The organism is Calothrix sp. CBUCES-K 9914 (genome assembly GCF_059640475.1).
This window is the reverse complement of sequence record NZ_JBXXZH010000186.1, coordinates 1-14,162: the sequence shown is the minus strand read 5'-3', so window position 1 is coordinate 14,162 and position 14,162 is coordinate 1. Positions and strand designations below refer to the sequence as shown.

General features: G+C 40.1%; 11 protein-coding genes. 5 read left to right on the top strand and 6 right to left on the bottom strand.

The genetic code is table 11. The annotated features are described in order from the left end of the window. The 4 genes from AC2JBO_RS31370 to AC2JBO_RS31355 all read left to right on the top strand — a co-directional run. Positions 1-225, top strand: a 225-nt coding sequence (locus tag AC2JBO_RS31370) for a hypothetical protein (protein WP_496957547.1), incomplete at its 5' end; no start/stop codon positions are given. Positions 226-1,613: 1,388 nt separating this feature from the next. Next, a complete protein-coding gene (locus AC2JBO_RS31365; protein WP_496957546.1) occupies positions 1,614-2,069 on the top strand; it encodes a hypothetical protein in 456 nt (151 codons plus the stop codon). Positions 2,070-2,177: 108 nt separating this feature from the next. Beyond that, on the top strand, positions 2,178-2,654 hold the full coding sequence (locus AC2JBO_RS31360) for a pentapeptide repeat-containing protein (RefSeq protein ID WP_496957545.1): 477 nt from the start codon (positions 2,178-2,180) through the stop codon (positions 2,652-2,654). Positions 2,655-2,827: 173 nt separating this feature from the next. Continuing rightward, positions 2,828-3,556 carry a Bax inhibitor-1/YccA family protein gene (locus AC2JBO_RS31355; RefSeq protein WP_496957544.1) on the top strand — a complete coding sequence of 243 codons (729 nt, stop codon included), beginning with the start codon at positions 2,828-2,830 and terminating at the stop codon, positions 3,554-3,556. 826 nt (positions 3,557-4,382) lie between these two features. Here the strand turns inward: AC2JBO_RS31355 and AC2JBO_RS31350 are convergent. The 5 genes from AC2JBO_RS31350 to AC2JBO_RS31330 all read right to left on the bottom strand — a co-directional run bounded on the left by AC2JBO_RS31350 (position 4,383) and on the right by AC2JBO_RS31330 (position 11,340). Then, positions 4,383-5,318 (bottom strand): protein rep, encoded by a 936-nt coding sequence (locus tag AC2JBO_RS31350; RefSeq protein WP_496957543.1) that lies wholly within the window; start codon positions 5,316-5,318, stop codon positions 4,383-4,385. A gap of 712 nt (positions 5,319-6,030) precedes the next feature. Then, complete coding sequence (locus tag AC2JBO_RS31345) at positions 6,031-6,189, bottom strand: hypothetical protein (RefSeq protein ID WP_496957542.1); 159 nt, start codon at positions 6,187-6,189, stop codon at positions 6,031-6,033. A gap of 250 nt (positions 6,190-6,439) precedes the next feature. Continuing rightward, the gene (locus AC2JBO_RS31340) at positions 6,440-8,083 is read right to left on the bottom strand and encodes an acetolactate synthase large subunit (RefSeq protein ID WP_496957541.1); all 1,644 of its coding nucleotides are present in this window, start codon (positions 8,081-8,083) and stop codon (positions 6,440-6,442) included. Between the two features lie 23 nt (positions 8,084-8,106). Continuing rightward, positions 8,107-9,471 carry an NAD-dependent succinate-semialdehyde dehydrogenase gene (locus AC2JBO_RS31335; RefSeq protein ID WP_496957540.1) on the bottom strand — a complete coding sequence of 455 codons (1,365 nt, stop codon included), beginning with the start codon at positions 9,469-9,471 and terminating at the stop codon, positions 8,107-8,109. Positions 9,472-9,729: 258 nt separating this feature from the next. Then, on the bottom strand, positions 9,730-11,340 hold the full coding sequence (locus AC2JBO_RS31330) for an adenylate/guanylate cyclase domain-containing protein (protein ID WP_496957539.1): 1,611 nt from the start codon (positions 11,338-11,340) through the stop codon (positions 9,730-9,732). A gap of 473 nt (positions 11,341-11,813) precedes the next feature. On the opposite strand from AC2JBO_RS31330, the gene AC2JBO_RS31325 reads away from it, so the two are divergent. Continuing rightward, a complete protein-coding gene (locus tag AC2JBO_RS31325; protein WP_496957538.1) occupies positions 11,814-13,325 on the top strand; it encodes a VanZ family protein in 1,512 nt (503 codons plus the stop codon). A gap of 2 nt (positions 13,326-13,327) precedes the next feature. On the opposite strand, the gene ylqF is transcribed toward AC2JBO_RS31325, so the two are convergent. Next, positions 13,328-14,162, bottom strand: an 835-nt coding sequence (gene ylqF / locus AC2JBO_RS31320) for a ribosome biogenesis GTPase YlqF (protein ID WP_496957537.1), incomplete at its 5' end; no start/stop codon positions are given.

The window sequence follows — 14,162 nt, the reverse complement described above, 5'->3', positions numbered from 1 at the left end:
GGTGTAGCACCGGGTGGCAGTACTACTGTTGGCAAACCCCAGCACGAGCGCGAGCGGTGTGCAGGTCGTGATGTGTATGTGGTGGATCAGCAGAAAGCGTCGAGTATGCGTGGGCCTTGTCATTCTTTACCTACTTTGACTGTTGAGTGTGGTGCTGAGAAGGCTCTAGCGTCCTCGGCTTGGCATGGCTGCTTGCCTGGTGTACCACTGGTGACGCGGCCATAGTGAAGCATGCTTGTACGCATGCAAGTACCATGCTAGGCGATATGTGTGGTGCGGCTGTGTTGCTGTGTGAGCAGCCCTTGTCCACCTGGTAAGGTTTCAAATGTATGCTATGGTGTGCTCTGGCCAGCGGCGTTGCAACTATCGGGTGTGTGCAGCATCCTGATCTACTCTGCAAAAGGCCGGATGTGATGGAGTTACACCTGCTGCTGTCTTTGCATGCGCTGCTGCCTCACGCGACTTTGGACGTTGCGGAGCGATATGGGTAGCCTGGCAGCGACACTGTGCCATGTATGCGCCTTCCTACGCGATGTGCTGTCTCTCTCTCTCTGCTCCGCTGTGCTGTGCTGTGCAGTGTGCAAGACTTTGCGGTGTTTCTTGTATGAGTACGGGGAGTAAAGCATCAGGCTGTGATTGGTGTAGCTGTGCATGTGGATGTCTTCAGGTCACGTGTCATATCTGATAGTGTGATGTTGCTTAGTTGCTTATCTTTCTCTTCCGTGCTGCTAGGTTGATTGGCAGGCCAGCTGGCCCGCTGACAACATTTGGCATGTGTACATAAAACCAAACCGGTGTTGGCCAGCTATAACAGAAAAGAGGTGGGCGGTGGATGTGTATTAGGGCGTCTCTGACGAATATTGCATACTGGCCAAGGAGTAAGCAAGTGCTGCATTTGTGGGGTGGACCGGCGTGCGGTTTTCCTCAGGGGTGCTTGGTGTGCTGCATCTACTGTGTTATGTGTTTGAGACGCGGCGAACTTGAATTTGGATTTGCTGAATCCTCAGGCTAGCTGATTGCTGAGTTTGGGCCTATCTGGCCAGCTGCGTAGCTGTTGCGCCTCTGCGTCATGCCGAAGGCTGACTGTTCAATCACACTGGCAAGCAACCACTTGCAGCACTGCATGGTGTGCGTGCCTCAGCTGGCACGTATGCATATGATGCGTCATGTTGCAGTACAACAGCATTTGCTGCAGCTGTGGCCACCTGCTAGAGCTTATCGCTGCACTGTGCTATCTGTGATATGCTGTTCAATGCCTTCAACGCGTCAGTGGCCAGAACATAAGGCATGCAATCAGCCACTTTTTGTGCATTTCAGATCTGGCACGCGATGCTTACAACTTTTCATCAACAAGCATTACAATCGAATGGCATCACGCACCAATCAATATATAAAAGCACTAGATTACGTTAACGTTAACTTCATCGCTCTTGGTAAGTGATGTTATTTAGTATACTTGTCTATACGTGGATTTAATCATAATCTAGTTCAAACAGCAAACCGCCTCTACTGCATAAAGTTATATTGCTCGCTCCTATAGGATATTAGAAAATCATTTCATTGACCTTAGATGACCGATTCTAGTTTAATTATAATAATTTAAGGGTAACAAAATGTCTTGTGATGCACTCAAAGTAATTTATACTATACAACTAGATTTGCTGGCAGAGGCTGCGAATATTGCGGCTTCGGTTTTCCCAGATACTAAGTTTAAGTTATTGTATCGACAAGCTAGCTATCTCGATGCAGCTTTTATTTTTCCAAAAAATCGATATGATTTGTTGGCTCAAGAAATTGGTAATAATAATTTGTCTATAACTTTCAAAAAAGAAAAACATGTAGGCAAGAACGTCAACTTCAGTGTATGCTTTTTCCCAAAAATTAGTACTCTGACTTTATCAGGATACTACTCTGAAGGTATGGCTCACCTAGTTTATACACCATTTAATAATCATAGTTGGTTGAATGGCAAGGGGTATAAAATTAGTACACCTGATTGTGTTGGAGAGAAATTCGAGTTTCTGGCGCCGAAGTTTTACACTTTTTTTGAAGAATTTTTTCTAGGCTAAACGGCGAACATGTTGAATTTATGATAATTTGATTTTAAGTTCATTTCGATTGCTTAATGGTGCGTGATGCAATAAAGCATCACGCATCTAGGATTATATGTATATATTATGACAAGTAATACAGCTAAAGATTTAAATCAAGCAGCTACTGAATTTCTTGAACAGGATGCTCAACAGCGTCTACATATACTGAAGCAATATGGAATCGCGCGCTATACGTTTTTATTACAAATGCGTTTAAATGAAGCTAATATAATTTCTGTAACAAGATATTTACAAAATCCTAGAGGGTTAAAGTTTCCAGATTTAAGAGGAGCAGATTTATCTGGTTTAGTTTTGGATGGAGTTAACTTAATTCGCGGTAATTTATCTGGCGCCAATTTGAGCAATAGTAGTTTAGTCAAAGCTGATATGATATTTGTTAATCTTACAGGCGCCGATTTACGTAATGCGAATTTATCTGGCGCTACGCTTAATGAAACAATATGGCAAGATACATTAGTTACTGGATGTCAGCTTGATAACACTATTGGTTTAACTTTAGCGCAACGTCAAGATTTACTTTCATTGGGCGCCAAGTTATAATCATTTGTTGGGTTCCGTTCCTCCAACGGCACTCGCTTCAACCGGGGAAACCCCGGCAACGCGGTGCCTCCCCAACCTACAATGCTACAATTTCAGCAATTACCACGACCCTACATAATTTAAATTTGGGTAACAATAGAGAAAGGTAATTCTCTTAACAAGATTTTTTAAACATGAGTAGTACCAGTAACTTCCGTGATGCTATTAACCAGGCAAAAAATCAAGCTCTGGTTGGACCCAACGTAATTGCTAATGCCCTTCCCTTTGTGGGTGCAGGTCTTGTCCTAACGGCAGTCGGCACTTATGGCGGTTTGTATGTGCGCGCGAATAACCCAGGAATCTTTTTTCCTACGTTTATTGGGGCGTTTATCTTAGAACTTATACTTTTCTTTGTTGCTCAGAACGTTGCCGAGAAAGGCAATAACAAGGTAGCACTACCTTTATTAGCAACTTATAGCCTGTTATCCGGGTATACACTCAGTTGTATTGTTGCAGTAGCTCTGGGTACAAAGGGTGTAGGTATTGCGGGTATTGGATTTGCTGCACTTGGTTGCGGTGTCACCTTTATCGGCGCCCGTCAAATTGGCTCTAACCTTTCTGAGTCTGATGGGATGGCGTTAAGTAAGACAATTAGTTTAGGGCTAATTGCTTTACTCGTGGTAATGCTAGTCCAAGTTGTCTTTCGGATGTTTGGTGTGTACACACCAGGTTGGTTAGAAATAGGTATCTCAGGTATCGGCGTATTTTTGTTCGTAGGTGCAGCAGTAGTTGACTTCTACGTTTTACCGCGCGCTTACCGTGACAACCAATATCTGAGCGCAGCGCTGTCAATGTACCTAACTTACATCAACTTGTTTATTTTCATCCTGCGGTTACTAATTGCATTAAATAGTCGCGATTAATTTCTGACCGGATATTATTTACTGCTTTTCCCGTGGTATTGTGCCACGGTTTTTTTGTGTGTAGGTGCCTTCTGTAACATAAATAAATATTCTAATAATATTCAATTTTGTCCAGATTAGTGAAATTACACAGCGAATACCAATTTCAGATGCACCCTGATTAACACTTGCCTCAGTCTACTATAGGCTGAGGTTTTTATTATTAAAATATAAAGCTGTCATTAGTGCAAGAGCGAAGAATCTCAGGTCTAGTTATATATTGATAGATTTTACTACGATATTTTAAATTATATTAAGAGTTTTCATAATGTCATTTTAACTAAGAATTGTATGTATTTCAGATATTTCTAAAGTTACAAGTGAAGTAATCCCAGTGAACAATAAAAGTAGCTGGGATTTTAAAGACCTAACGGTATTTGGGGTAATGACGTATTAAGTAGAAATTTGATTGTACTCTTAGTTTTTATACTCAACACAGACTATAAGACAAGCTCTACTTAAATTGCCTAGTTAAAAGTTAATAGGAGTCAAATAATGGAATTCTCGCTTTTTCCAATTGGTCGTATATACATTCCTAATTCAGCTAACTTATCACCTGAAGTAGTTAACCTAGTTAATTCAGTTGATATTTTACGCTATAGAAAAAATGTTATTTGGTTTAAGAGTAAAGATTACTCTCTGTATAAAGAGCTATTAGACTCGTATCCTCATCACAGGTATTCTTCTAGCTCTTTACTCTACTTAGAGGGTATTTCTACATCAAATAATAGGTTTATTTAGCACCAGTAATATGCTATAGTGCTTTTTACTCATCGATAATATCCCTCTATTGTAAATATTTCCCTATTCTCGTCTCCCAGGTAAAATACAAACTTCCCCCTTCATCTACTTGTTTCTGTTCGTTTTGATTAACTAAATCTTCATTTTTGTCTTCTAAATCTCGCATATATTCCTTCAACACGCCTCCAGCAGAAATGGCTCTGGTTTTGTGTAGCTGTTGGGTTAGCTCTAAAAACCATTCTGAATCTACCACTAAGTCTGATTCTTTTACCTGATACTTTAGAATTTCTGGAATAATAATTTTGGGGTCTTGATGTTTTGCTATAGCACTAACGTGAACAACAGGCTGATAGTTTACTTTTAGGCATTGTTGCCAAATGTCTACCCACTTGGCTTGAGAGATGTAACCGTGACTAAAATATGATGGAGGCGCCATTGCTAAAATATGTAGGTGCGGATGTGCTGATATTCCGTCTCGTCCTCTAGTTACCTCAACTGACTTGACCCAACCATTGAAACGCCACATTTTCAATTCTGATAAGCGCTTAAAGCTTTTGTTTATTAAATCCAATGTCAAGCGGAGTTCTGCGATATGGCAGTTTTTAACGGTTAATGTGATGAATAACCAGCGATGCTTGGGATAATCATTAATAATTTGTGGAAGAATTTTATAGATTTTTGCTTTCCACATTAAACTTCGGCGCCATTGACAAACAGGACAATGACGAACTCGGCAAAAGCGCGCGTCTTTTAGCTTTAATTGAATTATATCTTCATCGCCATGTAATAGGTCAAACTCTAACCATTTGGAGCAATTTTTTACTCGCCAAGCGTAACGAGCAAAACCTTCTTCTTTTGCATCTGCATAGTATTCAGAGATTATTTGCGCGTTAGCTCTGTGCTTGTCCCAAATTTTTCCTGCAACAGAAGCATCAGATAACTTAAGTCTTTTTTTTATTGTAGGTAAATGGGATGAGTCCATGTAAAAGATATATATGATTACAATATATCTTCTTCCAAAATTTACTTAATGATTGCAGTATATTTACTTAATTTTGAACTTACTCCTGGTAAGTATTGATTTTTCTAATGCCAACGTTCAGGATTCTGTTTAGCTAAAGCAACAGCTTTTTATTTTTTACATAACTATTTAACTTTATAGCAGAGCTAATTTTCTAGCTTTACTCTATTTAGGGCTTGCTGAATAGAACTATAACCTTTACCATGTAAGGGTTTTAAGCATTTTGATTCCAATTAAGTGCGCGCGTATAGGCGCCTACAGACCTAAAATCCGTGCATTTGGGTGGAAAAATGGTTCTTCCGTACATAGCGTGCTAAATTTTAATTAAAATCGATAATTTTCGTTTAAAATAAAGGCTTACAGGTACTTATAGTTAAAATTTTAGTAATTTGATTTTTTTAAAAGCACTAATGGCTGTAACATAAGCATAGCAATGATTCCAAGCTAATTTACCAACAGATTTAGCACGCTATGTACGGAAGAGCCACAGAGGGCAGTAGTTCTTCATCTGGTTCAGCAAACTCAAAACCAATCTTCTCATAGAAACCACTGGCATCATAAGGAGGATTTACATCTGAGTCATAAAGAGCGTTTACTGTTACGAATCTTACACCAACAATAGGAGCAACTTCTGTTGCAACGTATTCTAGTGCCCATTTAACTAAACGACGACCTACACCTTTTGCTCTTTGATCAGCCGTTCTACAATCTCTTTTGCTACAGCAATAGCCCTTTCGTTGGCTACATAGCCACCTGACTTAATTGCACGAGCTATCTTTCTAGCTTCACTACCAGTTACTGGCTGAGATACAGTATTAAGAGGATAATTCATATAAACATTATTTAAATATATATTGTAATTATAACAGTGCTGTAAACAATTCCAACGTTAATAAATATAAGCCTTTTTACGTTTACTGAACCCCCTGTGGTGCTAAAATATCAAGATTTTTATTTTTGTATTTTTAATGGTATGAGAAATAAGGGTAGGGGTTTAGAGAGAGAAGTCCCTAACTGATAGCACAGGCAAGATGCCTATGCTACGTCAACACCCAAAATTGGGGAATCAATTTTTGAATGTATTACACTTTACAAGTTAGGTCACCGGCTCTTTGGGAGAACCGCGCGTTTTCACGGTAGTCTACTGGGCAGTCGATAACTGCAGGTACATCCTGTGCTAAGGCTTCTTTGAGGACGGGTATTAGGTCGGTTGCAGAAGTTACTCTATAGCCTTTTAATCCCATGCTCTCAGCAAATTTAACGAAGTCAGGATTTCCGAAGTGAACGAATGATGAGTGACCTTTACCAAAGTGGTTTTCTTGTTTCCACTTGATTAAGCCGTAACCTCCGTCGTTAAATATTAAGGTTACAAATGGCGTTCCTACACGTAACGCGGTTTCTAACTCTTGACAGTTCATCATAAAACCACCGTCTCCTGTGGCAGCTATGACTTTACGGTTTGGATGTACTATTTTGGCTGCTAAGGCGCCTGGAATTGCGATGCCCATTGCAGCAAAGCCGTTAGAAATTATACAGGTATTAGGACTATGACAATGATAGTGACGGGCTATCCACATTTTATGGGCGCCAACGTCTGATATCACAATATCTTCGGGACCCATTACTTGCCGCATATCATAGATTAATTTTTGCGGTTTAATTGGAAAACTGTCATCCGCTGCATGTTGTTCGTAATCTTCACGGATGCTATCGCGTAAAGTCAATGAATATGGTTTAGGTTTACCATGTCTATCAGCAACTTTCAATATTTCATTTAATGAATCTGAAATATCACCGACTACTTCAACTGTTGGTATATAACTACTGTCTATTTCTGCTGAGTTGGCGCCGATATGAATTATTGGTATCTTGCCGTCAGGATTCCATTTTTTGGGTGAAAATTCGATGAGGTCGTAACCAATACAAATTACTAGGTCAGTGTTATCAAAACCGCAACTCACAAAATCTCGTTGTTGTAACCCAACTGCCCATAATGCTAAAGGATGAGTGTAAGGAATTATACCTTTACCCATGAATGTATTGGCTGTCGGAATATTAAGTTGAGTGGCAAATTGAGTCACTGCATCACTAGCTAGCGCGCGGATTGCTCCATTTCCAACAAGTATAATTGGGTTAACTGCTTGAGAGATAGCAGCTGCGGCAGCGCGGATACTAGCAAAAGATGCAAAGGTTCTGTCGGGTTTGTCGATACGTAGTGGTTGACCTTCTACTGGCATCGCTGCAATGTTTTCGGGTAAATCGATATGAACTGCACCAGGTTTTTCGCTTTGCGACTTTTTGAATGCTTTACGTACCAATTCTGGTGTGATGCTTGGTCGAACTATTTGTTTACTCCACTTGGTTACAGGAGCAAACATAGCTACTAAATCTAAGTACTGGTGTGATTCGTTATGCATTCTATCAGTACCAACTTGCCCCGTAATCGCGACTAATGGTGCCCCATCTAAGTTAGCATCGGCAACACCTGTCATTAAGTTCGTAGCACCAGGGCCAAGTGTAGAAAGACACACGCCAGCTTTACCAGTCAGGCGCCCGTATACATCAGCCATGAACGCTGCACCTTGTTCATGACGGGTAGTAATGAATTGAATCGAAGAATTTTTCAGTGCTTCGAGTACGTGTAGATTTTCTTCACCAGGAAGACCGAAAACATACTGTACGCCTTCGTTTTCCAAACATTGTACTAATAATTCTGCTGTATTCATAATTGATTTGCACCGTTCCCTAATTACTTCATCCACACTGTTTTAACATTTACAAACTCATGTATCCCCTGGATACTTAGTTCGCGACCGTAACCAGAACGCTTAATACCACCGAAAGGTAAGCGGGGGTCAGATTTTACCATGCTGTTGATAAATACTGAGCCTGCTTCGATTTCATTGATTAAACGTTTTTGTTCGGTTTCGTCGTTACTCCAAGCACTGGCGCCTAAGCCAAAGGGAGTATCATTAGCAAGTTCAATAGCTGCGTCGATGTCTTTGACGCGGAACAACATTGCCACAGGACCGAAAAATTCTTCTTTGGCAATAGGGTTATCTTTGGAAATTTTCAAAATCGTTGGTGGATAAAAGTTACCTGGACGGTCAGAAAGAAAATTTCCTCCTGTCAAAACTTTTGCACCGTTTTTGACGGCAGCTTGGACTTGCGAGTCTATATCTTGAAGAATACTCGGTGTTGCTAGTGGTCCAATATCAGTGTCGTTTGACATTGGGTCGCCAACTTTCAATGCCTGAAATTTTTCTATGAGTAATTTTTCAAATTTATCTGAAGAAGATTCAGCGACAATAAACCGCTTGGCTGCAATGCATGATTGTCCGTTATTTAACATGCGCGCGGAAGTTGCTGTTGTCGCTGCAAGTTCTAGGTCTGCACTCGACATCACGATGAACGGGTCGCTTCCACCTAGTTCTAATACCACTTTTTTGATTTGTGACCCAGCAGCAGCAGCAAGAGAGGCGCCAGCAGGCTCACTCCCTGTTAATGTTGCAGCTTTTACACGTTCATCTGCCACAATATCGGCGACTTTTGCAGCACCAACAAGTAAGGTTTGAAATACGCCTAATTCAAAACCCGCTTCTATAAATATTTCCTCGATAGCTAGCGCGCATTGCGGTACATTCGAGGCATGTTTCAATATACCCACATTTCCCGCCATCAAAGCTGGCGCCGCAAACCGGAAAACTTGCCAAAATGGAAAATTCCACGGCATCACAGCAAGGATAATGCCTAGTGGCTGATAGCGAATGAAACTAGTGCTTGCATCTGTTGGTATATGCGTATCAGCTAGAAATTTCGGCGCCTCGGAGGCATAATAGCGACAGACTAGGGCACATTTTTCAACCTCAGCAATGGCGCTTTTGTAAGTCTTACCCATTTCTAGAGTCATCAAAGTCGCAAACTTGGCTTTGTTTTGTTCTAGAATATCTGCTGCATTATTGAGCAAGCGCGAGCGCGACTCAAAACTTGTGTTGCGATGTGATTTAAACGATTTTTGCGCCAAATCTAATTTAGCAGCAATTTCTATATCATCAAGTGGCTCAAAGGTTTTGAGCAACTCCCCGGTAGCGGGATTAATAGTGGCAATTGCCATGACAAACGCCTCCCGTAGAATACACCATTAGTTAACATCCATTTTTTGACTTCTCTACTATTGGGTTATAGCAAAAAATTTTTAAATGGGCATTAATTATATTTTATTTTTGCTTGCTGATTTTCTCGCTCTTATTAAATAACAAGAAAAGTATACATTTATTTATAATAAGTATATTAAATCATAATGTGTAAAAAATAATTAATAGTTAATCGTTGAATATCAGTAATGTTACATAAATTTTGAAATTGAGTGCGTCTAATGCATCTTAGTTTGATAGACTTTTACTAAACGGTCAATACCTTTAAATCTGTACTCGCCCATTTCGTAAAATGCTTCCTTGGAATTAACAAGCTGGTAAGTAGCTTCACTAATAACACATTCACCAGGTGGGCAAACACTTTCTAAACGCGAAGCTAAATTGATTGTTGCTCCTAAAGCAGTGTATTCCACCCGTTGTGAACTGCCAACATCACCAACAACTGCTTTGCCGCTATTAATTGCAATTCGTAGTTGTAATGGTTCTTGCCAGAAGTTATTAATATTCAAATTTTCTAACCGAATTAACATTCCTTGTGCAGCAGCAACCGCGCGTTCTGCATGGTCGGGCTGTAGTTCAGGGGCGCCGAAAAATGCCATAATACAGTCACCAATATATTTATCTAAGGTGCCACCATAGGCAAAAACCTCTTGGAGCATTTCCTCAAATAAATTGTTGAGCATTTCAGCAATTTGTGTTGGTGTCATCCGTTCAGAAATTGCGGTAAATCCGACAATATCAGCAAATAATATGCTAATTTCACTTTCTTGGGGTGGTAAACGTCCATCAGGTAAAGCACCAACTTCGATTAACTGCTGAACAACTGCTGGTGAATGATATCGTTCTAGACGCTGACGAATTACTTCTTCGCTTTTAAGCTTTTCTGCTAGCAACCAACGTTGAACACTTGATGCTACAATGTTTGCTAATGCCGAGAAAAAACTCAATTCTTGCTCACCTTCTGCCTCCCAATGGTATGATGAAAGATGAGCATCAGCATACAGTACTCCAACAACCTTATTTTCATCCCATAAAGGCACAGCCATTGCACTGCGAATATCGTTCATCAAAATGCTGTGTTCGCTAGCAAATCTTGCATCATTCTGCGCGTCAGCAATTTGAATCGCAACTTTTTCCTCAAATACTTTTTGAGAAATACTACGACTAACCCAACTACCATCTGCAGAAAGTTTTTTCTCTTTGGAAGAAATTCTTGTTGCCGCACTGATTAATTCTAGTTTATTGGCGCCTTTAACATCAATTAGCAGTGCCAAACGGTCGATACTGTTCAAATAACGAAATACAACTTCCTGTACCTGTGAAAATATTTCCTCTATTGACGCAGCAGCGGATAGGTTTTTTGCGATATTAACCAAATCCTTCAAACGCGCGATAGTTTTATCTTTGTTAGTATCGCTACCTGAGTTCCCTGGTGCTTCTATCCAACTTTGCTGTAACTGCTGGACATTTCGCAGGATGGTTCGCTGTTCTCCCACTCCTGACAACTCAGGCGCATGAATTTGATAATCATTATCTTTGAGAATAACAAGCAGGCTGATATTACCCAACCAAATCACATCGCCGTGATGGAACTGTTGTGGCTCTGTTACCATTTTGTCATTAACATGCGTGCCGTTTTTACTTCCCAAGTCCTCGACTACCCATGTTTGGTCAGGCGTTTTTAATAAACGAGCATGGTATCGAGAAATTCCGCCAAACGGTAAATATAAATCGCATTCCGGTAAGCGACCAATTGTAAATACATCTTGATGCACCTCTATCGTCTTGTCGGTATTTCCCTCTTTGAGGCGCAGCTTTAGTTTGGTCATGGGTGACAAAAACTCCATCCAGGGGACACCAGTGCTAGCATCTTAACTTAGTAGCCAATAAGTATATAAGGTTGACTGTTGATTGTTCATTATGTAACGCTCCTAAAACTTTATCAATATTTTTCATCATTCAGTAATATCAAGCACATACATTTTCGCAATCAAATCCAGCAAGCGCAAGGTTATAACTACTATATAGCTGCATATCAAAAATTTAACCTAAGTAATTTCAACTACACTTTATATTATATTTTTTCAAACGCTATAAGTGTACCCCTCATGGCTTGTAATCAAGCTACGAAAGCAAAGACAGCATTTTTGCGTATTCTTTACGCCAACTTTATTCAATCTTGACTCTTTTTTAGTCAGAATTTGGTTAGCCAGAGTCCAGACTTCTTAAAGAAGTCGGGAATCTCAGGGAACCTTACATTGATTTTTCTACCCTCCAGGTTATATACATATCGAAAAAAAGAATGAACAAAAATAATACACCCTCTACACTCAGCTTTTGGGGTTATCCGGTAGATATAATAATGGTGATTATTAGTGTTGTGATAGTCGCAGTAGCAACATTATATCCGTTTAATTTCTCATTGCCAGAAAATTTTTCGCTGCACTTGATATTGGAACGATTTGACAATACGAGTTTCTTCAATGACCAAATCAATAACGTTTTGTTATTCATGCCGCTTGGTGCTGGAATCACAAGCATTTTACTCAGAAAAAACGTTCAGCTACTAACTCAAATACTTGTCGTTATTATTGCAGGCGCCTGCTTATCGTTTACAGTAGAATTCCTACAATCATTTTTGCCTTCGCGCGACCCGACTCCTGCTGATATTGTCAACAATACAATTGGTAGCTTTGTTGGGTTGCTAAGTTTCTATATATTAGACGCGCGACAATTCCGCTCAACACTCAATTATATCCAAAATAGCCGAGTCAGTAATTCCCGTACAAGTATTGCAGTATTTTTTACTGGATATATTATTCTGACGTTTTTAATTGGTATATCCTGGGAAAATAATGTTAGTCTAAACGAATGGAACAATAATTTTCCTTTGCTAGTTGGCAACGAAACAACAGGTGATAGACCTTGGCAGGGAAACGTATCGCAAATCTCTATCTCGGATAAAGCTGTTTCGGACAGCGAAGTTAAACAGATATTTTCAGACTCCAATTATCTGAGCAACAATAAAGATACACTGCTCGCAAAGTATCAATTTGATGGCAAAGACAATTATCGCGACATCACCGGGAAACAACCTAACTTACTGTGGCAAGGACAAATATCTAAAAATCAAGATAACACGAATCAAAAAGGTGTGTATATTGATTCAAGTCGCTGGTTGAAAACAGTAGAACCAGTCAAGTTAATCAATCAAAGAATAAGTAAAACTTCACAATTTACGATTATCACAACTGTAGCTTCTGCAAGTCCACTTCAAAAAGGACCCGCGCGTATAATTTCTGTTTCCGGTGACCCAATGCATCGAAATTTAACCATCGGGCAAGATCAAACTAACTTATCGCTGAGATTGCGTACTCCCATAACGGGGCAAAATGGCTCAGATATTGACTTGTCTGTACCAAATGTATTTGTAGATACAAACCCACATCGTATAGTTCTTACTTACGCAAAGGGAAAAATAGGAGTATATATAGATAAACCAAAAAATGTTTATTTATTTAATCTGTTAGCAATGTACCCAAACACTCAAAAGGTTTTCGCGTATGCAATTACTTTTATGCCCCTAGGATTATACCTAGCAGTTCTAACTATCATGACACGTAGATTCGCACTGAATCAAGTTCTACTTATTAGCGGTATTTTGCTACCATCACTAATAATCGAAAGTATTTTGATTCATATTAGCGACAAAAGCATTAGCCTCGTAAATTTAGCATTAGGAATATTCTTCACAGCTTGCACAGCATTACTATTCAAAGCACGAACTTTAATGTTGAGTAACAAATTAACATAATCTTACTCATCGCCACTAAATTGACTTGGTATTTCCAAACACATGTGACCTAAAAAACCCTTACGAAAGTCTGTAAGCAGTTGACGCGCGGTACGTTCAACATCACCTTTGTAGCGGTGTTCGGCTAAAGCATGGAGATACCCTTCACCAGTGTGGTCTGTAGTATCTAAATTGTAACGTTCCTGTAACGCTCGTTTTGGCGTAAGTTGAGGCGCCACAGCTTCCAAATAAGTAACAGTATCAATAAAAGCTGCCGCGACTAACTGATTGTCATACGAAGCATCACCAATATCATCACAAATCGCTAACTTCACTGCTGCATCTTGGTTTTCCAATCTTAAAGGAATTACTCCGGGTGCATCAAGAAGTTCCAACTCATCAGAAATTCTTACCCAGCGCAGCGAACGTGTTACACCTGGACGTGCTGCACTTTCAACTACACGCTTTCCTAAAATACGATTAATCAAAGCTGATTTTCCGACATTAGGAAAACCAATAACAACCGCACGAACAGGACGCGGTAACATCCCTCTATTTTTGCGACGCTCATTTAATTCCACTCCAGCAGCTTGTGCCGCCTTCAACACAGCTGGTACACCTTGTCCATGTTGAGCATTTGTATAATAAGGTACTTCGCCTTGCTGTTTAAACCAATCCGTCCAACATGAGCGCGTATGGGGCAAAATCATATCAAAGCGGTTAATTACCAACACCCGTGACTTACTTCCTATCCAGTTGAATAATTCAGGGTGATGCGTGGACACAGGAATACGCGCGTCACGAACTTCCAGCACAACATCAACAAGCCGAAGCTGTTCCTTGAGTTGCTTTTCAGCC

What these genes read in the sequence shown, in the direction of transcription:
- AC2JBO_RS31325 (WP_496957538.1), top strand. Translation starts at nt 11,814, where the DNA reads ATGAACAAAAATAATACACCCTCTACACTCAGCTTTTGGGGTTATCCG.
- AC2JBO_RS31330 (WP_496957539.1), bottom strand. Translation starts at nt 11,340, where the DNA reads ATGACCAAACTAAAGCTGCGCCTCAAAGAGGGAAATACCGACAAGACG.
- AC2JBO_RS31365 (WP_496957546.1), top strand. Translation starts at nt 1,614, where the DNA reads ATGTCTTGTGATGCACTCAAAGTAATTTATACTATACAACTAGATTTG.
- AC2JBO_RS31360 (WP_496957545.1), top strand. Translation starts at nt 2,178, where the DNA reads ATGACAAGTAATACAGCTAAAGATTTAAATCAAGCAGCTACTGAATTT.
- AC2JBO_RS31335 (WP_496957540.1), bottom strand. Translation starts at nt 9,471, where the DNA reads ATGGCAATTGCCACTATTAATCCCGCTACCGGGGAGTTGCTCAAAACC.
- AC2JBO_RS31340 (WP_496957541.1), bottom strand. Translation starts at nt 8,083, where the DNA reads ATGAATACAGCAGAATTATTAGTACAATGTTTGGAAAACGAAGGCGTA.
- AC2JBO_RS31345 (WP_496957542.1), bottom strand. Translation starts at nt 6,189, where the DNA reads ATGAATTATCCTCTTAATACTGTATCTCAGCCAGTAACTGGTAGTGAA.
- AC2JBO_RS31355 (WP_496957544.1), top strand. Translation starts at nt 2,828, where the DNA reads ATGAGTAGTACCAGTAACTTCCGTGATGCTATTAACCAGGCAAAAAAT.
- AC2JBO_RS31350 (WP_496957543.1), bottom strand. Translation starts at nt 5,318, where the DNA reads ATGGACTCATCCCATTTACCTACAATAAAAAAAAGACTTAAGTTATCT.